Here is a 23392-nt window from a genome sequence, read left to right as displayed (position 1 = left end):
CCTCGACGATTTCATCGCCCGCCGCACCGCGGAAGGCGGCGCCGATATCGACCGGTAGAGCGCCAAGGATTTTCGAAAATCCTTGGCCAAGCCCGTTGCAACGGGCTTAGCCCTCGCGGCGGATGTCGGCCCCCAGATCGGCCATGAGGCCCTCGAAGATCGGGAAGGAAGTGGCGATGGGCCCGCCGTCATCCACGCGGATCGGGGCGTTACTGGCCAGGCCCAGAACAAGGAACGACATGGCGATCCGGTGGTCCAGATGGCTGGCGCAGGTGGCCCCGCCGGTGACATTGCCAAAGCCCTTGCCATGGACGATCCACCAATCCTCGCCCTCCTCGACCTCGATGCCATTGGCGCGCAGGCCGGTGGCCATGGCCTCAATCCGGTCGCTTTCCTTGACGCGCAATTCCTTGACGCCGCGCATCACGGTTTGCCCCTCGGCATAGGCCGCGACCGCCGACAGCACGGGGTATTCGTCGATCATGCTGGCGGCGCGTTCGGGCGGCACGTCGATGCCCTTGAGGTCGGGCGAGAACCGCGCGCGCAGGTCGGCCACGGGCTCCCCGCCTTCTTCGCGTTCATTCTCGTAAATCAGATCCGCGCCCATCTCGCGCAGGGTGGTGAAAAGCCCAGCGCGGGTGGGGTTGAGGCCGATATTGGGCACCAGGATGTCCGAGCCTTCGGTAATCAGGGCGGCACAAACCGGGAAGGCCGCCGAGCTGGGATCGCGTGGCACCGCGATGGTCTGCGGTTGCAACTCGGGCTGGCCTTGCAGGGTGATGACCCGGCCCTCGTCGGTGACCTCGGTAGTGATGGTCGCGCCGAAACCTTCGAGCATCCGTTCGGTGTGGTCGCGGGTGGCTTCCTGTTCGATCACAATGGTTTGGCCGGGGGCATTGAGCCCCGCAAGCAGCACCGCCGACTTCACCTGCGCCGAGGGCACGGGCACAGTATAGCGCACCGGCAAAGGATCTGCCGCGCCGACGATGGTCATCGGCAAACGCCCGCCCGCGCGGCCAACGGCCTGTGTGCCGAACAGCGCCAGAGGGTCGGTGACCCGCGCCATGGGGCGCTTGTTCAGGCTGGCGTCGCCGGTGAAGGTGGCGGTCACCGGCGAGGTCGCCATGGCCCCCATGATCAGGCGCACGCCGGTGCCGGAGTTGCCGCAGTCGATCACCTGATCGGGTTCGGCAAAGCCGCCAACGCCAACGCCGTGGATATGCCATGTGCCATCCTCGTCGCGCGTCACCTCAGCCCCGAAGGCCTGCATCGCCTTGGCGGTGTCCAGCACGTCCTGACCTTCCAGAAGGCCGGTGACCACGGTTTCGCCCACGGCCATGGCCCCAAGGATCAACGAGCGGTGCGAGATCGACTTGTCGCCCGGCACCTCCGCCGTGCCTTTCAGGCCGCAAGAGCGGTGCGCGATCATCGGAATGGGGGTGCCGTGGCCGGACATGGGCGTGCCTTTCATGGGTGGGTCGCTGGCGCTGATAGCGCAGGCATCGGCGCGCGTCCATCCGGGTTGTCGCGGAACACGGGGGGCCAAGCGATATAAATCGGCGGCAGACCCCCGGGCTGTCTCCCCCCTATGCGCCGCCGCATCCCCCGACATCAACAATCCACCCGGTGAGATACCGGCATGAGCTTCGGGCAGTGTGCCGGGCGCGCGGACAGTCTGTACAAGTTGTACACTCTGCCCCTCTGGCGACTGACCTGAAGGCCCCGGCGCGCGCGCCTAGTCTTCCACGAAAACCTCGACCTCATGCGGCGCGTTATTGGCAAAGCCCGACAGGTTCCACGCCGCCTCCATCGGCTGCATGTTGCCCTCGGCATCCGTCGCCCGACAGGCCAGCAGGTAATGCCCCGGTTCGGCCTGCCAGTCGAACGACCACCCGGACCATGCATAACGCCCCACGGGCGCCTCTACCTTGGCCTCGTGCCAGTCCTCACCGATCCGCACCTCGACCCGCTCAACCGGGACGCCCGCGCCCGACCACGCCCGGCCCTGCAGGGTCACGCGGCCCGGCGACAGCCGGCGCTTGCGGGTAATCCAGTCCGGAACCCCCGGCGGCACCATCAGGGATTTGACCCTGACCTCGGTGACGGGCTCGCCCGGATCATCGGCGGCCTGGCGAAAACGATAGGTGCCAACCTGTTGAAACCCTTGATACCTTTCAGTCATCGCCGTGATCCGGTTCAGCCATTTCACACTGGCCATTCCGTACCATCCCGGTACGATCAATCGTAGCGGCGCGCCGTGTTGGGGCAACAAGGGCTGGCCGTTCATCTCGTAGACCAACAGCACCTCCAAACGGTCCAATTCCTCGGGTGTCAGGCTTCGGCCAAAGGCATGGCCCACGCCTTTGTCATAACCGAAATCGGCCCCCTCGAAGGCAAAATCCACCACGCCACCCTGTGGCTTGGCGCGCTCGATCAACGGCGCCAGCGGCGTGCCGGTCCATTCGGCCGTGCCCACCGCCTCATAGGCCCAAGGCATTGAAAAGGAACGCGGTTCCATGCCTGTCCGGCCATTGCCGGCGCATTCCATGGTGACCGGCATGGTCACTTGTGGCTCGGCACGTATCTCTTCAAGGCTCATCTCGAACGGCGCGTCGAAGGCCCCGTCCAGCACCAGCCGATGCGCCCCCGCCTGCAGCAAAGGCACATCGAAATGGCTCAGCAAGTAATGCGCCCCCACGGGCGTGATATCCAGCGCGAGCATCTCCAGGAAAACGCCCGAATTCCGGTTGGCCAAGCTCACTTCGTGTTGCGAAAAGACCCCCGAGGCGGTCACTTCTCTTGCATGTTCACCACGGAACGGATTGTCGCTCATCCGATAACCTCGTCGCTGCGATCATCGGTTTCGCCATAGCGGCGCAAGACGGCAGGCCTGGTTCCTTCGTAAACATGCTCCAAGTTCTTGGTAATCCGGGCATTTTCCCGCTCGAACAGGCAATTGCCCTCCATGTCCGAGGCCACGATAAACGGCCCCATCTTGTTACAGCGAATAACCCACATCGCCTGCGCCAGACCCAGTTCCTCGTTCCAATGCACGGCTTCCACGTTCTCGACCCCGCGCCCCAAAAGCGCGCCGGTGCCATAGCCAACGGTGGACAGGTAAACCGCGCCGTTGGGCACGAAATATTCCTTGTAGTCCTTGGAACTCATACCGCCCTTGCCGATAATCAGCTTCGCGCCGGTCTTGGCGATCCACTCGGGCAACCACTTGGCAAACCGGAACGAGGCCGTGGCCGTCACCGCCCCCATGTCGAAACTGCCATCCTCGCGGATCACCGCAGCGGGCGAGCAATGGAAATTTGCCGCGCTTTCCGAAGGCAACTCCATGGGAATATTGGCTTTTTCCTCAAGCGCGCGCATATAGACGCCTTCGCGCGCCGTGTACATCAAACCATCCAGGTAGACGATATCGCCCAGCCGAAGCGCGGCAATTTCCTCATCGGTGGGCGTCGTGCTCAGTCGGACCTCGCGTGGTTTCATATCTGGTCCTCCTTATCGGTTTCCGTGTGAATGATGCCAGCCTGCGACAGCCGGTCAATCTCTGTGTCTTCAATGCCCATAGCTGCCAAAACGCTTTTGGTGTCGCGGGCAAATCTTGGCGCATGGGCAAGGGTTCGAGGCGCCCAGGGGGCGGAAAAACTCAGCCCCGGAACGCGGAATGCGCGCCCCAGTTCCGGCACGTCCAGATCCTGCCATGACAAAAGCGCCGCAAGCGCCGGGTCCGAAAGCAGGTCATCAAGCCCGAGAACCGGCCCGGCGGGCACCTCGGCCTGCGCCAAGGCCCTATCCCAATGCGCCGTGGGGCGCGCGGCAAAGACGGCATCCAAGACCGCGCGCACGGCCTCGTTATCCGTCTCCCCTACCAGATCCTGCCGCCCGATCGCGGCGCACAAGCGCACCGATTGCGCGGGCGTGTTCGCGGTCACCACGATCTGGCCGTCGGCTGTATCGAACCGCCCCGAGAAAGGCGAATCCGAGAAGGCCCGGTTGCCTTCAAGCCCGCGCATGTTGCCCGTGGCCTGCCAGTTGACCGCATAGGGGCCCATCAGGTTCACCACGGCATCCAGCATAGAGACATGCAAACGCTGTGCCTGCCCCGGGGCTTTGCCGCGTTGGATGATCGCGGCCAGAACGGCGGCAATCAAGGCTTGGCCGGCGATGTAATCCACGATGGGAAACCCCACGCGCATCGGCCCGCTTTCGGGCGTGCCGGTCATTGCCATCAACCCGCTAAGGCCTTGTAGAATATGGTCATAGGCCGGGCGATCCGACAATGCCCCGTCCGGCCCGAAGCCCGAGATGCTGGCATAGATCACGTCAGGACGAACCGCGCGCACCGCGTCATAGCCCAGCCCCAGACGGTCGATCACGCCGGGGCGGAAATTCTCGACGAAGACGTCCGCCTGTGCCGCCATGCGCAAAACCAGGTCGCGGCCCTCATCGCTTTTCAGGTCGATCACCGTGGAACGCTTGCCTGCGTTCTGGCTCAGGAACGAGGCGCCAAGCCCCGCGTCCTGCATCACTGCATCGCCCCCGTGGCGGCGGACGAAATCCACCGATCCGGGCCGTTCCACCCGGATCACCTCGGCCCCCATCAGGGCCAGTTGCCCGGTGGCATAGGGCCCGGCCAGAACATGGGTCAGGTCAAGGATACGCAGACCCTCAAGGGGGGTGCCAGTCATAGCAGGATCACTCCGCCGCCTGCGACGCGGCCGGATCCCACTCCACGGTCTCGCGCCGTTGATACGGCGTGAACCAATCGGGGTCGGTGCGGTATTCGACGCGGCCATCGGGATAGATGCGCGCCACGGCCCGCCGCGAACTCAGGCAAAAGGCATGCACACTCATCTGCATGCCCCCGGTGTGGCAATAGCCCACCTCGATATTGCAATCGATCACCATGTTCTTGCCGACAAATCCCATGGCCCCCATGCCGATGGAATTGCCAAGCTCTTTCAACTCATCTTCCAGTTCGGCGATCTTGGGGTCCGAGTTGCGGCTGCCCACGGTGCGCAGCACCGAGGCCCGTTTGCCCAAAACCATGCAGGTGTCTTTCGACCCGCCAAGACCGATCCCGATGATCGCGGGCTGGCAGGCAAGGCCCCGCTTGCCGAAAGCCACCAGCGTATCAAGGTAAAACCGCTTGATCCCCTCGATCCCGTCCGATGGGAACAGCATGCGGTAATCGGTGCCAAACAGCCCGCCCTTGTGTACCGTGATCAGGTCGATCCAATCGCCCTCGGGCTCGAACCCGTATTCGATCTCGGGCGCGCCGATACCGACGTTGTTGTTGTGATCCGTGCGCCATAGCGGATGCACCCGGTTGGGCCGCAGGGGCACACCATTGGTGGCACTTGCCGTGGCCGACCGCAGCGCGGTTTCAAGCGCGCACATGCCGCCCTCAACCTGCGCCTCGTTGCCCATCTTGACGAACCACCGGGGCACGCCGGTATCGCCGCACATGGCGCGGCGGTCTTCCTTGGCGGCCTCGTAGTTTTCAAGCATAGCCTGCAAAACAAAGGACGAAAGATCACCGTCCTCGGATTTCGCCGCCGCCTGAAGCCCGTCCAGGTAATCCTGCGGAATTTCGATGGCCGCCTTGTCCATCAGGGTTTCGGCGGTGCTTTGAATCGTGTCGATTGCAATCATTGCGCTGCCACCAATGTGTCTGGTTCTCCCTCGGGCAAAATGCTTTCCCCGGGGCGAACGATGGAAAAATCAACATCTTCGCGTCCCACCTCAAGCGCGCCATCAACCTGCCGCGCCACGGTGAAATACGAGGTCTCCAAATCCCCTTCTTCGGGGAAATCCTCGCGGTAATGTGCCCCGCGCGAGTTTTCCCGCGCCAAGGCCGCCCCTGCGATCACTTCGGATATATCACACAATGAGGCCATGTTCAGCCAATCGTGCCATGTCAGGTTGAAGGCTCGGGTGTCATCCGAGACGCCAACCTCCATCAGGTCGTCGCGGATCGACGCCACCTGTGCCTGCCCGCGCACGATCTTGTCGGCCATGCGCATGACACCCACGTCATCCCACATCACCTCCTGCAAGCGGTCGCGCAGCGGCTGTATCAGGTCGGGTTTTTTGCTGAACGGTTGCATCGCGCGGGCCACCTCGGCCTCCAGAACCTCGGGGTCCGGTTCACGCAGCGCGCCCATGGTGCGAATGTCGGCGCCCATGGTATCGCCCGCAATCCCACCGTAAACGGTGGAATTGGCCACGCCATTGCCGCCCAAACGGTTCGAGCCATGCGCGCCGCCGGCATCCTCACCGGCCACGTAAAGGCCCTCCATCGCGGTGCGGGTATCCACATCCACCACGACACCGCCCATGAAGTAATGCGCCGTCGGCACCACCTCGACCTTGCCCCCGGCAAGATCGAACCCGCAATCGGCACAGCGCTTGACCATACCCTTGAACTTCTCGGCCACGAACTCCGGCCCCAGATGGCTCATCGAGATATAGACGCCGCCGTTCACGGTGGTGTTGCTCTTGCGCATTTCCGCGTAGATGCCGCGACTGACAACATCGCGCGTCGCGCGTTCGCCCTTCGCGTCGTAATCGAACATGAACCGGTGATCCGAGCCGTTGAGCAACTGCCCCCCGGCCCCGCGCAGGCCCTCCTCAAGCACCGTGCCGGTCATCCGGGTGTGATCGCCGGCCAAAAGCCCCGTTGGGTGAAACTGTACCATCTCCATGTCGCGCAAGGGCAGCCCCGCGCGCAGGGCCATGGCCAAACCATCCATCGTCTTGTCGCCCGAGGGCGTGTGATACTTGTACATGGTCGGCCCGCCGCCGGTGCCCATAAGCACCGTCTTGGCCCGCACCAGCCGGAACCGCCCGGTGCGCATGTCGATCATCAGCACTCCGGCAAGGGCACTTCCGTCACGGGTGGGGATCAAGCCGATCGCCCGATGCTCCTGCAGTTTCTCAACCGGGCGCGACAGAACCTGCTCCATCAAGCGGCTGATGATCTCGATTCCCGTCAAATCGCCCTTGTGCACCGTGCGGTCGGCGGTCTGCCCGGCAAAGGCCTTCTGGTGCAGCGTCCCGTCCCGGTTACGGTCAAAGAAACAGCCCACCTCGTTTTCCAACTCGTGGATGCGGGTCACCGCCTCCTTGCACAGCCGCCACGCCATATCCTGATTGGGCAGCCATTTCCCGCCCATGACCGTGTCCATGAAGTGCCGCTCGACGGTGTCGCCGCCCCCAAGCGCCACGTTATAGCCCCCCTGCACCATCCGCGTGCAGCCGCATTTGCCGATCAGCCCCTTGACCGCAATGGTGATCTTGGTCCCCTCGGGCGCCGATTGCTGGGCATGCAGCGCGGCAAACAACCCCGCCCCCCCGGTGCCAAGGATCAGGATATCGGTGTCATGTGTGTCGATCTGTGTGGTCATGTCATATCGCATTCAGGAAAAACGTGCCGGAAACCAGCACAGCCACCCCGACCGCGCCCGCGGCAAGGGTCTTTTGCGTGTCGCTCCACGGCAGCAACTCCAGCGCCAGAAGGCGCAAACCGCCGAAAAAATGCACCGCCAACAGGAACACAAGGCCAAACTCGGCCAGCTTGACCAAGGGCTGTTCGGTCAGGTGCAGGAAACTGTTCAATTGGCCCGGGGCCGTCACCGCATTGGCCAGCACCCAGAAATGCGCCGGCAAGAACAGCGCCAGGGCAAGGCCCGACACCCGGTGCAGCACGAAGGCCAGCCAAAGGGGATGTGCGCGCGGCGGGGCCTTCATGCGAAGGTCACGGCCCAGACAGACCGCCCTCCCATCACCAGCAGGCCAAGTGCCACGGCCCATGTAAAGGCCTGTAAACCGCCGCCTTTCAGGCCAAGCCATTCATGCACGATCACCCGCAGGCCAATGGCCGCATGCACCGAAACCGCCAGTACAAAGAGCCCGTAAAAGGCAAACCACGCGAATGAGTCCTGAGTACGCCCCAGGATTTCGTCCACGCTCAGCCCACCCTGTATGGCATAGATCATCACCGCGATATGCCCGATGACCAATGGCGCCATGATCAGCGCGCTCAAGCGCTGCGCCATGTAAAGTCGTAGATCAATCATTCCTCCGCCTCCGAAACACGCGCTTGGTGGTCTCGCGCTTCAAGCCCGCGATCGCCGCCAAGGGATTTAATTCGTTCGGGCAATACTGCGTGCAACTGCCCATGGAATGGCAGTTGTGACAGCCCCCCACGCCCGATACCGCGTCCAGGATCGCCTCGGGATTGGCCTCGCGCTCATCATTGTAAAGCGTCCATGCCCGTTGCAAGGCGGCGGGCCCAAGGTAATCGGGGTTCCCCGCCACAGTATCGCAGGCCGCGTAGCACACCGCGCAATTGATGCATTCGATCCCGACATCGGCCTGTTGGCGCGCCTCGGTTTCCGTATCGACCGGGCGAATCGGATCGTGGCGTGTCTCACTGGGATGATGCACCGCCTCGGCCTTGACCCATTTATCGAAGAACGGGTCCATATCGGCCGCCAAATCCTTGATCACGGGCAAATTGCGCAGCGGCTCCACCGTCAGGCTGTCACCCGTCGCCACCTTGCCCACGTGGGTTCGGCAGGTCCAACGCGGCACCCCGTTCACCATCATCGCGCAGCTGCCGCACATACCGACACGGCAAGCGAAACGATAGGTCAGGGTCGGATCGGCATATTGCTGAATCCAACTGACGACATCCAGAACCGTCTGGCTTTCCTGCCTTGGCACCTCATGCGTCTCGAAAGCTCCGGTGGCCCCATCGCCACGCCATACAGTCACCTTCAAACTGCCGTTCTCTGCCGACACGACACACCTCCCGAAACTTGGAATTCCATCCTACGGGAGTTATAATTTTGAATATTGCTAACGAAAAGGAATAAGTTCTTACTCAAACAGTAAGTTAAGGTTTCACATCAATCAGCCAAGCCCGGCTCATCCAGCAAGTGCCGCCCGGCCCGATCCTCGACCTCGATGACCCAAAGATCGGGATCGAACGACCTTTGCCTGGCCACGGCCTCATCCACCGCGCGCTCCTCCCCCTCGGCCAAGGTGGCCCAGATGCGCGCGCCGCTCATCAAATCGAAAGACCGCTGAAAGGCCCGGGCCTGCCCGTCGAGGGTGTTCAACTTGACCAGCACCGCGCCCGCCGTGTCATCGCCATGCGCCACCACGAAGGCCGGAATCTCCTGCAATCGCAACCGCGCCAGATAGGCCTGCACCCAGAATTCCGCCGTCAGGCGCGTCACGCGTTGCCGTCCTTGAATTCAAGCCCCATCTCGGAATAGCGCTCGGCTTCCTCAAGCCACCCGGGCCGCACCTTGACCTGCAAGAACAGATGCACCTTGCGGCCAAGGAATTCTTCCAACTCCTCGCGCGCGGCCTTGCTCACGGCCTTGATCGTCTCACCCTTCTTGCCAAGGATGATCCCCTTGTGGCCATCGCGGGCCACGTAGATCATCTGGTCGATGCGGGCCGATCCATCCTTGCGCTCTTCCCAGTTCTCGGTTTCCACCGTCAACTGATAGGGCAACTCCTGATGCAAACGCAGGGTCAGCTTCTCGCGCGTGATCTCGGCGGCGATCATCCGCATCGGCAAATCGGCAATCTGGTCCTCGGGGTAAAGCCACGGGCCCTCCGGCACCTCGCCCGCCAGCCATTTGCGCAAATCTTCCACCCCATGGCCGCGTTCGGCGGAAATCATGAAGGTCTCGGCAAAGGCAAACCGGGCATTCATCTTCTCGGTCAGGCCCAACAAGACCTCCGATTTCACCCGGTCGATCTTGTTGATGGCCAGCGCCACCTTGCGTCCGGTGGCCACCTCGTCCAGGCTTTCCAGAATCCGCTCGACCCCTTCGGTGATCCCGCGATGCGCCTCGATCAACAAAACGATCACATCGGCATCCGCCGCGCCCCCCCAAGCCGCGGCCACCATGGCGCGGTCCAACCGGCGGCGCGGCCGAAACAAGCCCGGCGTGTCGACAAACACCAACTGGCTCTCGCCCTCGATGGCCACCCCCCTGATCCGCGCCCGCGTGGTCTGCACCTTGTGCGTCACGATCGAAACCTTCGCCCCCACCATCCGGTTAAGAAGCGTCGATTTGCCCGCATTGGGTTCCCCGATCAGGGCGATGAATCCGGCACGTTGGGTCATGTCACGTCAATTCCTTATGAACGGCGCAGCCCTACCCTATCCGGGGAAACCGCGCCACACCCCTTTTCTTCTGGCCGAAAATATCCTGGGGCGTTTGAGGGGCAAAGCCCCTCATCGGAATCAAACCTGCGCCCGAAGGGCACAATTTGAAAACGCTACCCTTCCACGCGCGCCAAAAGGGCCTTGGCCGCCGCCTGTTCGGCCTGCCGCTTGGACCCTGCCTTGGCCTCGGCGGCCTCCCCGCTTGAAAGCCGCGCCTCGATGGTGAATTGCGGCGCATGGTCGGGGCCGCTGCGGGCCTTCTCCAGGTATTCGGGCGGTTGTAACCCCCTGGCCTGCGCCCATTCCTGAAGCGCCGATTTGGCATCGCGGGCATCGTCCTTGACGCTACTGATCCGATCGCCCCAAAGCCGCAGTACCAGCGCCTTTGCCGCCTCGAACCCGGCATCGCGGTAAACGGCGGCGATCACCGCTTCCATGGCATCGCCCAAAAGTGCCAACTTGCGCCGCCCACCCGACAGCATTTCGGACCGGCCCAGTTTCAACACCGCGCCGATGTCGATCTCGCGGGCCACATCGGCGCAGGTTTCCTTGCGCACAAGCGCGTTGAACCGCGGGGCCAACTGGCCCTCGCTGGCTGTCCGGTCGTGTTCCAAAAGCGCTTCGGCCATGACAAGGCCCAATACCCGGTCCCCCAGAAACTCAAGACGCTGGTTGTCATCCCGGGTGGGCGTGGACATGGAAGAATGCGTCACCGCCCGCACCAATAGGGCTGGGTCGGAAAACTCATGCCCCAACCGGGCCTGAAACGCTTTCATCTCCCCCGACAGTTTCATCGCCGTCCTCAGTCCAGCTTTTCGAAGAAGCGGTCGCCCCGCCACGTCCAGAAAAACAGCATCGAGCGTCCCGCCGAGGAAAACACAACCCGCCCCGCGCGCCCGATCAGGTTTTCATAGGGAACGAAACCGACCCCGCCCACAGCCTGCGGAAAGCGCGAGTCGGTGGAGTTGTCGCGGTTATCGCCCATGAAAAAGTAATGGCCGTCCGGAACGGTATAAACGCCCGTATCATCCGAGCGCTGCCGCCCGATATTGATGATCTGATGCGAATGGCCATTGGGCAGGGTCTCGATCTGGCGCGACTTTTCACAGGTCGCCCCTTCGCCCACCACGCCGTTTTCACAGCGCGGGCGAATCCGCATCGGACCCTGGGCTTCGAACTCTTCCTCGAAGGTGCCCGCATCTTCCAGCGTCACCGCCTCGCCGTTGATATGGAGCACGCCGTCTTTCATCTGCACCCGGTCGCCCGGAAGGCCGATCAGGCGCTTGATGAAATCGGTGCCGTTCACAGGGTGGCGGAACACGATGATATCGCCGCGCTCGGGTTCGGACCCCAGCACACGGGTGTTATCGCCATCCATCCACCCGCAAATATCCTTGGCGTCGATATTCACCCCGACCGCCTGAATGCGGATCGTCGGGCAGGAGGCATAGGAATAGCCATAGGCCATCTTGTTGACAAAGAGGAAATCCCCAATCAGCAGCGTATCCTTCATCGACCCCGAGGGAATCCAGAATGGCTGGAAAAAGATCGTGCGGAAAATCCCGGCGATCACCAAGGCCCAGAAGACGGTTTTCACCGTTTCCCAAATGCCGCCGCCTGTCTTGCCTTCGCTTGCCATCCCGCCCTCCGGTTTATGGTGTTACCGCTACATGCGGCGCGCGTGACAGGGAGTCAAGGCAAGCACCGCGCTTGTGATCCCGCAGGGGTCAGGAGGCGCTGCCCCCCACGTTGAAAATCGCGATTTTCAACGCTCCCCCCGGAGTATTTGGGGAAAGATGAAAGAGTGCCTCAAGCCAGGCCTTTCAGCCATTGCGCCACCGCCTCGGCATCGCTGTCTGGCGGAAAGACGGGATAGCGCAGATGCGTGATATGCCCGTTTTGAACAAGCAGGGTCAGGCGGCGCAAAAGCCTGCGCCCCTCAACCTCGAAGCTGGGCAGGTCAAGCACATGGGCAAGGTCGAGGTTTGCATCTGACAAAAGCGCGAAAGGCAGGTGCAGGCGCGCGGCAGCTTCGGCCTGGTCCTCGGGGCTTTGGGTCGACAGGCCAAAGACCGCCGTGGCGCCCAAGCTTTGCAATTCCGCATGATGGTCACGAAAGGCGCAGCTCTGCGGTGTACAGCCCCGCGCGCCCGGTATGTCATCCCAGCCCGCGGGCAAGGCCCGGTCCGGCCGGCCGGTCATCGGATAGGCATAGACCACCACCGGCCCGGCCATCCCAGACAGCGTCACCTGCCCCCCGTCGGTGGCTTGCAGCGCGATATCGGGCATCTCCATCCCCAACAAGTGATCCGCGGCCCCGTCATCCTCGGGGCGCGGCAGGTTTTCCCAATTCGGGTTGGCAAGGGACTGCGACGATGTCATGGGCTGTTTCCTCCTCGCGCGGCGAAAGCTTTGTTCACCATGACCGTATCGCCATCGGGTCCGGCGCGATACCGACAAAATACCGAGGTTTCCGGACAGGGGTTTTCCGTTCCGACAGGAACCTATGGACGACTCGGCGCGCCGCTTCGCGCCTCGATCACCACGAAGGCCTGTGCCCAAGGGTGATCGTCGGTCAGGGTGACATGAATCACCGCCTCGTACCCTTCGGGCGTCATCTCGGCCAGCCGGTCGGCGGCCCAGCCGGTGACCGCCATGGTGGGTTGGCCCGTTTCGATATTGCTGACCGCCATGTCCTTCCAGGCGATCCCCATCCGAAGCCCCGTGCCCAACGCCTTGGAACAGGCCTCCTTCGCGGCCCAGCGCTTGGCATAGGTCCCCGCGACATCGGCCCGCCGCTCGGCCTTGCGCTGTTCCACATCTGTGAACACGCGATTGCGGAACCTGTCGCCAAAGCGGTCCAAAGTGCCCTGGATACGCTCGATATTCGCAAGATCGGTGCCTATACCAAGGATCATTCGGCGCTATCCCTGTTCTTCATGAGGCTCAGCTGATTGCCCGCGCCAAGCCCTGCGAAAAACCGGTTACAAAGCAGGTACCCCCCTGCATAAAGCCCAAGCAGGATCATGAATTGCTTGGAAAAAATCCTCGCAACAGCCAGTTTCTCGAATTCGGGGAAATATCCCTGCCCGGCAAAGGACAACCCGATGTTCAGCGCCACGGCCACCCCGGTCGCCGCCCAGGCAAAGCCCCAGATTTCGCGACTTTCCGGCTTGCGCTCGTGACGGCGCGCGAACTGCTGCCCCTCGATCAATGCGGCGATCATCGCCGGCACCATCAGTTGCGCCGAAGACCCTACGACACCGGCAACCCGCCCCTGCAGGGCCTGCACCGCAAGGCTTGCCCCGACGGCGACGGCCAGAAAGACCAATGCGTATCGCCAAAGGGTCATCCCCGCGCCTCATCCATCAGGCGACGCATTTCGGCAATCGCCGGGCCAAGCCCGCGAAAGATCGACTCGCCCATCAGGAAATGCCCGATGTTAAGCTCCATCACCTCGGGCATGGCGGCAATCGGACCAACGGTTTCATAAGTCAGCCCATGGCCTGCATGCACCTCAAGCCCCAAGGAACGAGCCAGCGCCGCGCCTTCGCGCAATCCCTCCAACTCCTTGTCGCGCTTATCGAAATCGCCTTCGTAGTGATAATCGCAATAGGCCCCGGTATGCAGTTCGACCACCGCGGCACCAATCCGGGCCGAGGCTTCGATCTGCCGCGCCTCGTGGCCGATGAACAGCGATACCCGGCAGCCCGCCTCGCGCAGGGGCGCGATGAAATCGGCCAGCCGGTTATCGTCGCCCGCCACGTCCAGACCGCCCTCGGTGGTGCGTTCCTCGCGCTTTTCGGGGACGATGCAGACCGCATGCGGGATGTGGCGCAGGGCGATCGACTGCATCTCGGCCGTCGCGGCCATCTCGAAGTTCAACGGCACATCCAGGGCCGCCATCAACCCGTCGATGTCCCCGTCCAGGATATGGCGGCGATCTTCGCGCAAATGCGCGGTGATCCCGTCGGCGCCGGCCTCCTCGGCCAGTTTCGCGGCGCGCACCGGGTTAGGATAAGGACTTCCACGCGCATTACGCAGCGTCGCCACGTGGTCGATATTCACACCAAGCCGCAACTTGCCTTCATTCGCCATCTCGCGCTCCCTTTCCGTCCGAGTCGCCCGAAGCCTAAAGCGTTTCGCGAAAAACCTGAATCACAGATTTTCGCGAAACGCAGTGCTCCGCTCAATCGTTGCACGCGTTCCGCCTTTCGCTGATGCATCAGGTTAAAGGCGGAACGCTTTAGTCCGGTTTGTTGCGAACGTCAGCCTTATGCGCGGCTTTTTCCTTCAGCGCGGCCAATTTCGCCTTGAGCGCGCCTTTACGGCGGTTCTGATAGGCTTGGATCACCGGCAGGCTGACATAATATCCAATCAGCGCCGCGATCATTCCGGGGATCACCCCGCCGATCATATAGGGAAAGAACACCTCGTCATAGAAAAGCTGCAGATGGCTCCAATCTGCTGGCGCATCCGTGAACATAGCCCATAGGTTATGCTTGAGGTCCCTGCCTGCATCCACGAATTTTCCACCCAGGGATCGCTCGACCGTGTGGCCCAAAGGCGTGCCCATCCCCAACAGGAAATACCCGGTTTGCAGGGAACTGGCCGCAATAAGCACGAAGGTCAGAGGATTGCCCACGAATGTCGACAAAAGCGCCGCGACGATATTGCCGCGCATGATCCATGCCAGCGCCGCCGCCAGAAAGAAGTGCAGCCCGAAGAACGGTGAAAAGGTCACGAAGATACCGGCGAAAATACCCCGCGCGATCCGGTGCGGCGGGTCGGGCAGACGGCGCAAGCGATGCTTCACATAGTGAAATGCGCGCGTCCAGCCGCCACGCGGCCAAAAAAAGTCGGCCACCGCCTTCCACAGAGGGCGTTTGTCACGACGTTTGAAGACCACCTGGCGGGCTCCTAATCTTCTGTTGCTGGCGCCGTGCCAGCCAAACGCGGGTCACGGTGTCGTTCTACGGTGGCCACATCGCTTTCGGCGTCGAGCGCCGAAATCACACCGTGCAGGTGTTCGGCATCACGTAACTCGACATCAACAAGCAACCGGAAGAAATCCGGCTTGCGGTCAACGAATGTCAGGTCAGAGATATTGGCCTTCTGCTCGCCAATCAATGTGCAAATCCGTCCCAGCACACCCGCATCGTTGCCAATCGTCACATCCAGGGTCACACCGTAGACTGCCGGGTGTGTCCCGCTGTGCCAATGCAGGTCCAACCATCTTTGCGGCTGATCATCATAGGCCGAAAGCGCCTCACAGTCGATGGCATGCACCACCACGCCCTTGCCACGGTATGTAATCCCGACAATCCGCTCCCCCGGCAATGGCTGACAGCAACGCGCACGGTCGAAACTCTGGTCCGCCGACAGGCCGATCACCGGGCGCTCACGACCCACGGCATCGCTGTCGTCAGGGGCCAGATCGGGGTAAACCGCGTGCAAGACCTGCCGCGCCGTCAGTTCCGCACTGCCCAAGCGGGCCAGAACCTCGTCGCGATCTTTCAATCGCAGGGTCTTGGCGGCACTGTCCAAAGCCTTGTCCGTGGCCTTCTTCGAGACATGTTCGAAGGCTGAGCGCGCCAATTCCCGGCCAAGCTTGATGTACCGGTCGCGGTCTTGTTCGCGCAGCGCACGCCGAATCGCGGCCCGCGCCTTGCCGGTGGTCGCAATATCCAGCCAAGTGGCCTGCGGCGCCTGCCCATCGGCGGTGATCACCTCAACCGATTGTCCGTTCTTGATTCGCGTCCACAGGGGGACGCGCATCCCGTCGATCTTGGCCCCGACACAGGCATGCCCGATCCGGGTGTGGATGGCATAGGCAAAATCAATCGGCGTGGCCCCGCGCGGCAGCTTCACCACATCCCCCTTGGGCGTGAAGCAGAACACCTTGTCGGCATACATTTCCAGTTTGACCGCTTCGAGGAAATCCTCGTGATCTTCCTCGGAATCGAATTGCTCGGTCAGGCTGGAGATCCACTTGACCGGGTCCACCGCAAACGGGTTTTCCGACCGCACCCCGTCACGATAGGACCAATGCGCCGCGACGCCCGACTCGGCCACGTCATGCATGGCCTGGGTGCGGATTTGCACTTCTACCCGCTTGCCATCCCGGCCCGACACCGTGGTGTGGATACTGCGATAACCGTTTGATTTCGGCTGACTGATATAATCCTTGAACCGCCCCGGCACCGCGCGCCAGCGGCGGTGAATGGCGCCCAGCACGGCGTAACAGTCTTCCTCGTTCTGGGTAATCACGCGAAATCCGTAGATGTCCGAAAGGCGGGAAAATCCCATCTCCTTTTCTTCCATCTTGCGCCAGATCGAATAGGGTTTCTTGGCGCGGCCGAAAACATCCGCCTCGATCCCCGCCTTGTCCAGCTCGCGACGCATGTCACCGGTGATTCGCTCGATCACATCCCCGGTTTCTTTTTGCAGCGTGATAAAGCGGCGGATGATGCTGGCCCGCGCCTCGGGGTTGATCACCCGAAAGGCCAGATCCTCCAGTTCCTCGCGCATCCACTGCATCCCCATGCGCCCCGCCAGCGGCGCATAGATATCCATCGTCTCACGGGCTTTCTTAAGCTGCTTTTCGGGGCGCATCGCCTTGATCGTGCGCATGTTGTGCAAACGGTCGGCCAGCTTCACAAGGATCACCCGCATATCCTTGGACATCGCCATGAACAGCTTGCGGAAATTCTCGGCCTGCTGGGTCTCGGTGCTGCTCAGCTGCAGATTGGTCAGCTTGGTAACACCGTCCACCAGATCGGCGATCTCGCGGCCGAACTGATCGGTCACCGACGTATACGAGGCGCGGGTATCCTCGATCGTATCATGCAACAGCGCGGTGACGATCGTCGCATCATCCAACCGCTGTTCGGTCAATATGGCGGCCACCGCCACGGGATGCGAAAAATAAGGCTCGCCCGAGTGGCGGAACTGCCCCTCGTGCATCTCGCGGCCATAGTCATAGGCCGCCGAGATCAGCTTTTCGTCTGTCTTCGGGTTGTAGGCGCGGACCAGTTTGATCAGGTCTTGGCAGGCGATCATACGATCCGCTTCTCCGCTATGGGACGGGGTTACCCCTGTCCCTGAGCCTCCATCAGCGCCCGTAGCAGCTTCTCTTCCGACATATCGTCTTCAGCGGGTTTATCGGCCGCTTCGGCACCGCCACCCATAAGAAGCGCCATGGAATCCTCTTCCGGCTCATCCACTTCGATCTGGGTCTGGTTCGACTCGATCAGGCGTTCGCGAAGTTCATCCGCCGATTGGGTTTCTTCGGCGATCTCACGCAGTGCCACGACCGGGTTCTTGTCGTTGTCGCGGTCCACGGTGATCGGCGCACCGGCGGAAATCTCTCGCGCGCGATGGGCGGCAAGCATCACAAGGTCAAAACGATTGGGAACCTTGTCAACGCAATCTTCTGTGGTAACGCGGGCCATTGGACCTCCGGTAAGTCATCTGCAGAAGTCGGTTACTTACGCCCTCACAACAGAATTTACAAGGGTAGAATCACGCGTTTTGACCTTGCTGCAAAGGTCGTCGAACGGCCCCGCCCTCGCGCGTCAGACGCGCCGCCTCGGCGCGCGTCAGGCAGGCCAGGGCCGCGCGTTCATCCCCTTGCGATTCCTCCAGGGCTTTCCTCCACAAGCGTCGCACCGAGCGCGCGGACCACGGCAAAACCGCCTGCGAAAGCCAACGCCGCGCGGCCGGCGGCAACCTGTCGAATTCCGCCATCGGGTCGGCCCGCCTGCGTCGGCGGGCCAAGGCCGTCCTGCAATTGCCGCACATTGTCAGAACCTATCCGGCAAAATTGCGCCCCGGACCACCGGAAAGCACGCGGCACCGTCGCAGCCTTTGACCATGCGCGTTGCGCCTATCACCCTGCCATCCGCCACGGTTCAGGCCGCCTGCGCCCGACGCCACGCCGGGAACGGATCGGCAAGGCCGGTATAGGCCGCGGGATCATATCGGTCATCCGGTCCGACAAGCGCCGCATCCAAGGCCGCGCAAATCGCATCACGGTCCATGCCCGCCCCGATGAACACCAACTCCTGGCGCCGGTCGCCGAAAGGCTCCTGCCAGTGCTTTTCAAGGTATTCACGCGCCTGCGGATGATCCGGCCAACGCTCTTGCGGCACCGTGGCCCACCACGTGCCAAGCGGCGCCACCTTCGACAAAGCCCCCGCAAGGCTGAACTCGGCCACCCATTCGGGTCGCGTCGCCAGCCAGAAATGCCCCTTCGCCCGGATCACCCCCGGCAAGGGCCCATTCAACACATCGTGCACCTTTTGCGGATCAAATGGCCGCCGCGCCCGATATACAAATGACGATACCCCGTATTCCTCGGTTTCCGGCACGTGATCGGCAAAACCAAAAAGCTCTTTGGCCCAAAGCGGATGGTCATGGGCTTTTTCAAAATCGAACAGGCCGGTATCGAAAATCATCTCGGTCGGCACCTGTGCATGATCGGTTTCGATGACACGTGCATCGGCATTCAGGCTGCGGATGATCTTGCGGGCGGCATCACAGCGTTCAGGCCCCGCATCGCTGACCTTGTTCATCACGATCACATCGGCAAATTCGATCTGATCCACCAGCAAATCCACCAGCGTCCGGTCATCGGCATCACCTGCCACCTCACCGCGATCACTCAGGAAATCGTGGCTGGCGTAGTTTTCCAGCAGGTTAACCGTGTCCACCACCGTCACCATGGTATCAAGCCGCGCCACGTCCGACAGGCACTGCCCCGCCTCGTCACGAAATTCGAAGGTGGCCGCCACCGGAAGCGGCTCGGCGATTCCCGTGGATTCGATCAAAAGGTAATCAAACCGCCCTGCCTCGGAAAGCCGCCGAACCTCCTGCAAAAGGTCGTCGCGCAGCGTACAGCAAATGCAGCCATTGGACATTTCCACAAGCTTTTCATCGGTGTGGCTTAGGTCGGCGCCACCGTCCCGCACGAGATCGGCGTCGATATTAACTTCGGACATATCATTCACGATGACAGCCACCCGCCGCCCCTCGCGATTATTCAGGACCGCGTTCAACAAGGTTGTTTTTCCGGCCCCCAGAAACCCGGAAAGCACAGTGACCGGCAATCGCTCCGCCTGTTGCGTCATGGCTCAGACCTCCATATTTTCAAAGCACATATTATGTTATATCATTACATTTACACGATGGAAAAGATCAACCCGAAAATTCACCGCGGCAAACAGGTGCAGCCCTCACCCTGCCATCAAGGGCCAGGGCAACGTTTTCTGGATTTGCAGAGGGTCTTAAAGCGGCACGACCTCGGATCGGGCCTGTCCGGGAAGCGCCTTAACCATCTCGGACACGCTTATACCCAAACGCGGATGCACCCAATCGGGCGCAACATCCGCCAAGGGCACCAGGACAAAGGCCCTGTCCTGCAACCGGGGATGCGGCAAAATCAGCTCCCCGGGCGTTTTCTCAACCTGCTCTTCCATCGGCAAGGCGCGCCATTCATCCTGCGTTGCGGCATCCGGCAACACGCAATCCCCCACCGCGATCAGGTCCAGATCCAGCGTCCGGCGCCCCCAGCGTTGTACGCGCTCGCGGCCAAATTCGGCCTCGACTCCGTGCAGCAAGTCCACCAGATCCCGCGCCGTGCCATCCCAGGCCAAACTGGCGGCGGCATTCAGGTAATCCGGCCCCGCCCCCACAGGAAAACATGGCGTTTTATAATACCTGCTGACGACCAACTCCTTGACACCCAACTCAGAAAGACGCGCCAAGGCCGCATCGAACGTATGCTCCAAAGCCTCGCCCCCCGAGGCCACGTTGGCGCCCAATGCGATCAAGCAATGTTTACTCATGCACAATAATCCTATCCTTTTGCACGGGGCGTCCCGCCTTGCCATAAACGCAAGCCATACCTATTTAAACCAATAGCTTTGTTCGTCTATTTACCACTCACATAATCGATTCAGCGGACAAGGCCAGACATTCGGAAGGACAATCAATGTTTTACAAGGACGAGCGGCTCGCGCTGTTCATCGATGGGTCGAATTTATACGCGGCCGCCAAGGCCCTTGGGTTCGACATCGACTACAAGCTGCTCCGCACGGAATTCATGCGCCGGGGCAAGTTGTTGCGGGCCTTTTATTACACGGCACTGCTTGAAAATGATGAGTATTCCCCCATCCGGCCACTGGTCGACTGGCTGAACTATAACGGCTTCACCATGGTCACCAAACCGGCCAAGGAATACACCGACAGCCAAGGCCGTCGGAAGGTCAAGGGCAACATGGACATCGAATTGACGGTGGACGCCATGGAACTTGCGCCGCGCATCGACCATATCGTGCTGTTCTCTGGCGATGGCGATTTCCGCCCGCTGGTGGAAAGCCTGCAACGTCAAGGCGTACGTGTTTCCGTGGTCTCGACCATCCGCAGCCAACCGCCGATGATCGCTGACGACCTGCGCCGTCAGGCCGACAACTTCATCGAACTGGAAGACCTCAAGGATGTGATCGGCCGTCCCCCGCGCGACGTGCCCGCAGATCGCGAAAACGCCTACGAACGGCAGGACTAAAGCAAAATACCGGGGCCATGCGGCCCCGGTTCTTCGTTGGAAGGCTTATTGCAGATCGGCAAATGCGGCCTGCAATCGGCTGACCGCCTCTTCCACCCGGGCGCGCGGGGTGGCAAGATTGAACCGCAGGTAACTTTCACCGCCCTGTCCGAAGGTCGGCCCGTGGTTCACGGCAACTCGCGCATCCTCTTGAACCCGCCGGGTGAAGTCGGACATCTCCATGCCGGTGCCCGAAAAATCGACCCACGCCAGATAGGTCGCCTCAAGCGGCATCGAAGCCAGTCCCGGAATACCGTTCACCCCGTCGTCGAATACCTTCCGGTTGCCGTCGAGATAGTCCACAAGCGCATCGACCCACGCCGCGCCCTCGGGGCTATAGGCCGCCTCGGCCATGACCAACCCGAAAGAGTTGGGCGACAGGCCAAGGGCCGCCATCCGCGCGCCGAACTTGGCGCGCAATCCCTCGTCGGCAATGATCACATTGCCCGAATGGCTACCCGCGATGTTGAAGGTCTTGGTGGTGGCCGTCATCATCACCAGCCGGTCCATGATGCTGTCATCGACCAGACTCATCGGCACATGGGCCTGCCCGGGCATCACCAGATCATGGTGAATCTCGTCCGAGACCAGCACCAGATCATGCCGTTTGGCGAAATCCGCAACGCCCTGCAATTCCTCACGGCTCCAGACCCGCCCGCCGGGGTTATGCGGCGAACACAGGATAACCATCTTTTCGCTGCCATCCAGCATCGCGTCGTAGCTGGCAAAATCCATTTCGTAACGGTCCGCGTTGTTCACCAGCGGGCATTCCACCACGCGACGCCCCGCGGCGTTGATGACCTTGGCGAAAGCATGGTAAACTGGTGTAAACACGACCACGCCATCGCCCGGCTGCGTGAAACTGTCCACACACATTGCGGTGCCGTTGACCAAGCCATGCGTGGTAAAAACCCACTCGGGCCGAATGGCCCAGCCATGCCGCTCCTGCATCCACCAGCCGATCGCCTCAAGATAACTGCGATCATCGCCGTAGTATCCATAGATCCCGTGATCCACCATGCCGCGCAGGGCCTCCGACACGCATTTGGGAGGTTCGAAATCCATATCCGCCACCCACATCGCGATCCCGTCTTTTGCGGGGACACCGTAAATCTTTTCCATCATGTCCCATTTCATCGAATGGGTGCCGTGACGGTCGATGATGCGGTCGAAATCCATGCCTGTCTCCTTGCTGCGTCCTGGCGAAGGTTATATCGTACTTTCCCTAAGGTGTAGGGCCGAATGGCCAAGGACAATTATTCCACAAATCAAACAGAGATTGGAAGTCTGTTTTATTGTTGGGTTGGATATTGGAACTATTTCCCATATTGATATCTTAAACAGGAATTAATTCCCGTACAGACTGAACGTATGACAAACCCCGTGAAACATTGGCCCATTGCACGCCCAATACGCATGACATAAATCCAACGCCATGAAACGCCCGATCCTCATCCACCCCGATCCGCGCCTGAAAAAGGTCTGTGCACCCGTGCCCGACCTTTCGGACGATCTGCGCAAGCTGGCCGACGACATGCTGGAAACCATGTATGACGCGCCGGGTATCGGGCTGGCCGCGCCGCAAATCGGCGTGATGGATCGACTGATCGTGCTGGACTGCATCAAGGAAGACGGCGAAGAGCCCCGCCCGCTGGTGATGTTCAACCCCGAAATCGTGGCCTCATCGGACGAAACCAACGTCTACGAAGAAGGCTGCCTTTCGATCCCCGAACAATACGCCGAGGTGACACGCCCCAAGGTGGTCGATGTCCGCTGGATCGACCGCGACGGCAATGAACAGTCCGAGACTTTCGACGACCTCTGGGCCACCTGCGTTCAGCATGAAATCGACCATTTGAACGGCAAGCTTTTCATCGACTACCTCGGTCCGATGAAACGGCAGATGATCACCCGCAAGATGCAAAAGCTGAAGCGCGAACAGGCCAAGGCGAGGGCCTGATCATGGCCGTTCGCCCCTGCCTGCCATGGCCCGACAAACGCCTGCGCAGCGTGGCGGACCCCGTTGAGGCGATCACCGACGACATTCGCGCCATCTGGACCGATATGATCGACACGATGGAGGCCATGCCCGGCGTCGGCCTCGCCGGCCCGCAAATCGGCGTGATGCAACGCCTCGCCGTGGTCGATGCCAGCTCCGAGCGCGGTCAGGTCATCCGCATGGCCAACCCCGAGATCCTGCATTCCAGCATCGAGTTGCGCCCGCATGAGGAAGCCAGCCCCAACCTTCCCGGGGTCTCGGCCACCATCAAGCGCCCCCGCGCCGTGACCGTGCGCTTCCTCAATGACCAGAGCGAGATGGAAGAGCGTGATCTCGTCGGCCTTTGGGCCACCTCCGTGCAGCACCAGATCGACCACTTGAACGGCAAGCTTTACTTTCACCATCTTTCGAAGGTGAAACGCGACATGCTGCTGCGCAAAGCGAAAAAGGCAGGCTGACCGATGCGTGTAATCTTCATGGCCACCCCCGATTTCTCGGTCCCCGTCCTCGATGCCCTGATCGACGCGGGCCATGACGTTGTGGCCGTCTATTGCCAACCGCCCCGCCCCGCCGGACGCGG

27 protein-coding genes and 1 pseudogene are annotated in these 23392 nt (G+C 61.6%); 4 read left to right on the top strand and 24 right to left on the bottom strand.

Translation table 11 applies throughout. The features are described 5' to 3' along the window. Positions 1-106: 106 nt before the first annotated feature. The 23 genes from aroA to folK form a co-directional block, all read right to left on the bottom strand. Positions 107-1456 (bottom strand): 3-phosphoshikimate 1-carboxyvinyltransferase, encoded by a 1350-nt coding sequence (gene aroA, locus RBB32_RS08350; RefSeq protein WP_306152393.1) that lies wholly within the window; start codon positions 1454-1456, stop codon positions 107-109. Between the two features lie 279 nt (positions 1457-1735). Continuing rightward, positions 1736-2833 (bottom strand): sulfite oxidase, encoded by a 1098-nt coding sequence (locus RBB32_RS08345; protein WP_306152246.1) that lies wholly within the window; start codon positions 2831-2833, stop codon positions 1736-1738. Next, positions 2830-3498, bottom strand: a complete 669-nt coding sequence (locus tag RBB32_RS08340; RefSeq protein ID WP_306152245.1) for a fumarate hydratase C-terminal domain-containing protein — start codon at positions 3496-3498, stop codon at positions 2830-2832. Before RBB32_RS08340 ends, RBB32_RS08345 begins: the two co-directional genes overlap by 4 nt. Further along, a complete protein-coding gene (locus RBB32_RS08335; protein ID WP_306152244.1) occupies positions 3495-4700 on the bottom strand; it encodes a CaiB/BaiF CoA-transferase family protein in 1206 nt (401 codons plus the stop codon). The genes RBB32_RS08340 and RBB32_RS08335 overlap by 4 nt, the downstream gene beginning before the upstream one ends. Before the next feature lie 7 nt (positions 4701-4707). Continuing rightward, complete coding sequence (locus RBB32_RS08330) at positions 4708-5667, bottom strand: fumarate hydratase (RefSeq protein ID WP_306152243.1); 960 nt, start codon at positions 5665-5667, stop codon at positions 4708-4710. Then, positions 5664-7421 carry an L-aspartate oxidase gene (locus RBB32_RS08325; RefSeq protein WP_371931038.1) on the bottom strand — a complete coding sequence of 586 codons (1758 nt, stop codon included), beginning with the start codon at positions 7419-7421 and terminating at the stop codon, positions 5664-5666. The genes RBB32_RS08330 and RBB32_RS08325 overlap by 4 nt, the downstream gene beginning before the upstream one ends. A gap of 1 nt (position 7422) precedes the next feature. Then, positions 7423-7764, bottom strand: coding sequence for a succinate dehydrogenase, cytochrome b556 subunit (gene sdhC / locus RBB32_RS08320; protein WP_306152241.1), 342 nt, complete (start codon positions 7762-7764; stop codon positions 7423-7425). Further along, positions 7761-8093 (bottom strand): succinate dehydrogenase, encoded by a 333-nt coding sequence (locus RBB32_RS08315; protein ID WP_306152240.1) that lies wholly within the window; start codon positions 8091-8093, stop codon positions 7761-7763. Before RBB32_RS08315 ends, sdhC begins: the two co-directional genes overlap by 4 nt. After that, positions 8086-8820 carry a succinate dehydrogenase/fumarate reductase iron-sulfur subunit gene (locus RBB32_RS08310; RefSeq protein WP_306152239.1) on the bottom strand — a complete coding sequence of 245 codons (735 nt, stop codon included), beginning with the start codon at positions 8818-8820 and terminating at the stop codon, positions 8086-8088. Before RBB32_RS08310 ends, RBB32_RS08315 begins: the two co-directional genes overlap by 8 nt. A 107-nt stretch (positions 8821-8927) precedes the next feature. After that, a complete protein-coding gene (locus RBB32_RS08305) occupies positions 8928-9260 on the bottom strand; it encodes a DUF1491 family protein (protein WP_306152238.1) in 333 nt (110 codons plus the stop codon). After that, the gene (gene era, locus RBB32_RS08300) at positions 9257-10165 is read right to left on the bottom strand and encodes a GTPase Era (protein ID WP_306152237.1); all 909 of its coding nucleotides are present in this window, start codon (positions 10163-10165) and stop codon (positions 9257-9259) included. Before era ends, RBB32_RS08305 begins: the two co-directional genes overlap by 4 nt. 155 nt (positions 10166-10320) lie before the next feature. Further along, entirely contained in the window at positions 10321-11001 is a 681-nt protein-coding gene (gene rnc, locus RBB32_RS08295) for a ribonuclease III (protein WP_306152236.1), read from the bottom strand. Between the two features lie 8 nt (positions 11002-11009). Then, positions 11010-11846 carry a signal peptidase I gene (lepB, locus tag RBB32_RS08290; protein WP_306152235.1) on the bottom strand — a complete coding sequence of 279 codons (837 nt, stop codon included), beginning with the start codon at positions 11844-11846 and terminating at the stop codon, positions 11010-11012. Between the two features lie 170 nt (positions 11847-12016). Further along, positions 12017-12589: a peroxiredoxin gene (locus RBB32_RS08285; RefSeq protein ID WP_306152234.1), complete on the bottom strand. Its 573-nt coding sequence runs from the start codon at positions 12587-12589 to the stop codon at positions 12017-12019. A 122-nt stretch (positions 12590-12711) separates the two neighbouring features. Continuing rightward, positions 12712-13125 carry a holo-ACP synthase gene (acpS, locus tag RBB32_RS08280; protein WP_306152233.1) on the bottom strand — a complete coding sequence of 138 codons (414 nt, stop codon included), beginning with the start codon at positions 13123-13125 and terminating at the stop codon, positions 12712-12714. Further along, positions 13122-13559, bottom strand: coding sequence for an ABZJ_00895 family protein (locus RBB32_RS08275; RefSeq protein ID WP_306152232.1), 438 nt, complete (start codon positions 13557-13559; stop codon positions 13122-13124). Before RBB32_RS08275 ends, acpS begins: the two co-directional genes overlap by 4 nt. After that, a complete protein-coding gene (locus tag RBB32_RS08270) occupies positions 13556-14305 on the bottom strand; it encodes a pyridoxine 5'-phosphate synthase (RefSeq protein WP_306152231.1) in 750 nt (249 codons plus the stop codon). The genes RBB32_RS08275 and RBB32_RS08270 overlap by 4 nt, the downstream gene beginning before the upstream one ends. A 148-nt stretch (positions 14306-14453) precedes the next feature. Further along, positions 14454-15116, bottom strand: coding sequence for a DUF2062 domain-containing protein (locus RBB32_RS08265; protein ID WP_306152230.1), 663 nt, complete (start codon positions 15114-15116; stop codon positions 14454-14456). 11 nt (positions 15117-15127) lie between these two features. Beyond that, positions 15128-17269, bottom strand: coding sequence for a bifunctional (p)ppGpp synthetase/guanosine-3',5'-bis(diphosphate) 3'-pyrophosphohydrolase (locus RBB32_RS08260; RefSeq protein ID WP_306152229.1), 2142 nt, complete (start codon positions 17267-17269; stop codon positions 15128-15130). Between the two features lie 29 nt (positions 17270-17298). Continuing rightward, on the bottom strand, positions 17299-17661 hold the full coding sequence (gene rpoZ / locus RBB32_RS08255) for a DNA-directed RNA polymerase subunit omega (protein ID WP_306152228.1): 363 nt from the start codon (positions 17659-17661) through the stop codon (positions 17299-17301). Between the two features lie 70 nt (positions 17662-17731). Next, positions 17732-18010, bottom strand: coding sequence for a DUF6525 family protein (locus RBB32_RS08250; RefSeq protein WP_306152227.1), 279 nt, complete (start codon positions 18008-18010; stop codon positions 17732-17734). A gap of 110 nt (positions 18011-18120) precedes the next feature. Then, positions 18121-19338, bottom strand: a complete 1218-nt coding sequence (locus tag RBB32_RS08245; protein ID WP_306152225.1) for a GTP-binding protein — start codon at positions 19336-19338, stop codon at positions 18121-18123. Between the two features lie 156 nt (positions 19339-19494). After that, positions 19495-20055 (bottom strand): 2-amino-4-hydroxy-6-hydroxymethyldihydropteridine diphosphokinase, encoded by a 561-nt coding sequence (gene folK / locus RBB32_RS08240; RefSeq protein ID WP_306152224.1) that lies wholly within the window; start codon positions 20053-20055, stop codon positions 19495-19497. Positions 20056-20201: 146 nt separating this feature from the next. Between folK and RBB32_RS08235 the strand changes: the two genes are divergently transcribed. After that, positions 20202-20774: an NYN domain-containing protein gene (locus RBB32_RS08235; protein WP_306152223.1), complete on the top strand. Its 573-nt coding sequence runs from the start codon at positions 20202-20204 to the stop codon at positions 20772-20774. A 45-nt stretch (positions 20775-20819) separates the two neighbouring features. Here RBB32_RS08235 and RBB32_RS08230 read toward each other — a convergent pair whose 3' ends face one another. Next, positions 20820-21992, bottom strand: coding sequence for a MalY/PatB family protein (locus RBB32_RS08230; RefSeq protein ID WP_306152222.1), 1173 nt, complete (start codon positions 21990-21992; stop codon positions 20820-20822). A 256-nt stretch (positions 21993-22248) separates the two neighbouring features. Here RBB32_RS08230 and def (RBB32_RS08225) point away from each other — a divergent pair, with 256 nt between their 5' ends. The 3 genes and pseudogenes from def (RBB32_RS08225) to RBB32_RS08215 all read left to right on the top strand — a co-directional run. Next, a complete protein-coding gene (gene def, locus RBB32_RS08225; protein WP_306152221.1) occupies positions 22249-22773 on the top strand; it encodes a peptide deformylase in 525 nt (174 codons plus the stop codon). A 2-nt stretch (positions 22774-22775) separates the two neighbouring features. Continuing rightward, on the top strand, positions 22776-23270 hold the full coding sequence (gene def / locus RBB32_RS08220; RefSeq protein WP_306152220.1) for a peptide deformylase: 495 nt from the start codon (positions 22776-22778) through the stop codon (positions 23268-23270). A gap of 3 nt (positions 23271-23273) precedes the next feature. Further along, a pseudogene (locus tag RBB32_RS08215) lies at positions 23274-23392 on the top strand (methionyl-tRNA formyltransferase); the annotation flags it as partial.

It is taken from the genome of Roseovarius sp. MMSF_3281, assembly GCF_030733685.1.
Lineage (GTDB): Bacteria > Pseudomonadota > Alphaproteobacteria > Rhodobacterales > Rhodobacteraceae > Roseovarius.
Note: the sequence above shows the minus strand (reverse complement) of the source record. Positions and strands in the feature narration are given on the sequence as shown.

Excerpts from the sequence above, each read along its gene's own strand:
- aroA (WP_306152393.1), bottom strand. The coding sequence starts at position 1,456 with ATGTCCGGCCACGGCACCCCCATTCCGATGATCGCGCACCGCTCTTGC.
- RBB32_RS08345 (WP_306152246.1), bottom strand. The coding sequence starts at position 2,833 with ATGAGCGACAATCCGTTCCGTGGTGAACATGCAAGAGAAGTGACCGCC.
- RBB32_RS08340 (WP_306152245.1), bottom strand. The coding sequence starts at position 3,498 with ATGAAACCACGCGAGGTCCGACTGAGCACGACGCCCACCGATGAGGAA.
- RBB32_RS08335 (WP_306152244.1), bottom strand. The coding sequence starts at position 4,700 with ATGACTGGCACCCCCCTTGAGGGTCTGCGTATCCTTGACCTGACCCAT.
- RBB32_RS08330 (WP_306152243.1), bottom strand. The coding sequence starts at position 5,667 with ATGATTGCAATCGACACGATTCAAAGCACCGCCGAAACCCTGATGGAC.
- RBB32_RS08325 (WP_371931038.1), bottom strand. The coding sequence starts at position 7,421 with ATGACCACACAGATCGACACACATGACACCGATATCCTGATCCTTGGC.
- sdhC (WP_306152241.1), bottom strand. The coding sequence starts at position 7,764 with ATGAAGGCCCCGCCGCGCGCACATCCCCTTTGGCTGGCCTTCGTGCTG.
- RBB32_RS08315 (WP_306152240.1), bottom strand. The coding sequence starts at position 8,093 with ATGATTGATCTACGACTTTACATGGCGCAGCGCTTGAGCGCGCTGATC.
- era (WP_306152237.1), bottom strand. The coding sequence starts at position 10,165 with ATGACCCAACGTGCCGGATTCATCGCCCTGATCGGGGAACCCAATGCG.
- rnc (WP_306152236.1), bottom strand. The coding sequence starts at position 11,001 with ATGAAACTGTCGGGGGAGATGAAAGCGTTTCAGGCCCGGTTGGGGCAT.
- lepB (WP_306152235.1), bottom strand. The coding sequence starts at position 11,846 with ATGGCAAGCGAAGGCAAGACAGGCGGCGGCATTTGGGAAACGGTGAAA.
- RBB32_RS08285 (WP_306152234.1), bottom strand. The coding sequence starts at position 12,589 with ATGACATCGTCGCAGTCCCTTGCCAACCCGAATTGGGAAAACCTGCCG.
- acpS (WP_306152233.1), bottom strand. The coding sequence starts at position 13,125 with ATGATCCTTGGTATAGGCACCGATCTTGCGAATATCGAGCGTATCCAG.
- RBB32_RS08275 (WP_306152232.1), bottom strand. The coding sequence starts at position 13,559 with ATGACCCTTTGGCGATACGCATTGGTCTTTCTGGCCGTCGCCGTCGGG.
- RBB32_RS08270 (WP_306152231.1), bottom strand. The coding sequence starts at position 14,305 with ATGGCGAATGAAGGCAAGTTGCGGCTTGGTGTGAATATCGACCACGTG.
- RBB32_RS08260 (WP_306152229.1), bottom strand. The coding sequence starts at position 17,269 with ATGATCGCCTGCCAAGACCTGATCAAACTGGTCCGCGCCTACAACCCG.
- rpoZ (WP_306152228.1), bottom strand. The coding sequence starts at position 17,661 with ATGGCCCGCGTTACCACAGAAGATTGCGTTGACAAGGTTCCCAATCGT.
- RBB32_RS08250 (WP_306152227.1), bottom strand. The coding sequence starts at position 18,010 with ATGTGCGGCAATTGCAGGACGGCCTTGGCCCGCCGACGCAGGCGGGCC.
- RBB32_RS08245 (WP_306152225.1), bottom strand. The coding sequence starts at position 19,338 with ATGACGCAACAGGCGGAGCGATTGCCGGTCACTGTGCTTTCCGGGTTT.
- folK (WP_306152224.1), bottom strand. The coding sequence starts at position 20,055 with ATGAGTAAACATTGCTTGATCGCATTGGGCGCCAACGTGGCCTCGGGG.
- RBB32_RS08235 (WP_306152223.1), top strand. The coding sequence starts at position 20,202 with ATGTTTTACAAGGACGAGCGGCTCGCGCTGTTCATCGATGGGTCGAAT.
- RBB32_RS08230 (WP_306152222.1), bottom strand. The coding sequence starts at position 21,992 with ATGGATTTCGACCGCATCATCGACCGTCACGGCACCCATTCGATGAAA.
- def (WP_306152221.1), top strand. The coding sequence starts at position 22,249 with ATGAAACGCCCGATCCTCATCCACCCCGATCCGCGCCTGAAAAAGGTC.
- def (WP_306152220.1), top strand. The coding sequence starts at position 22,776 with ATGGCCGTTCGCCCCTGCCTGCCATGGCCCGACAAACGCCTGCGCAGC.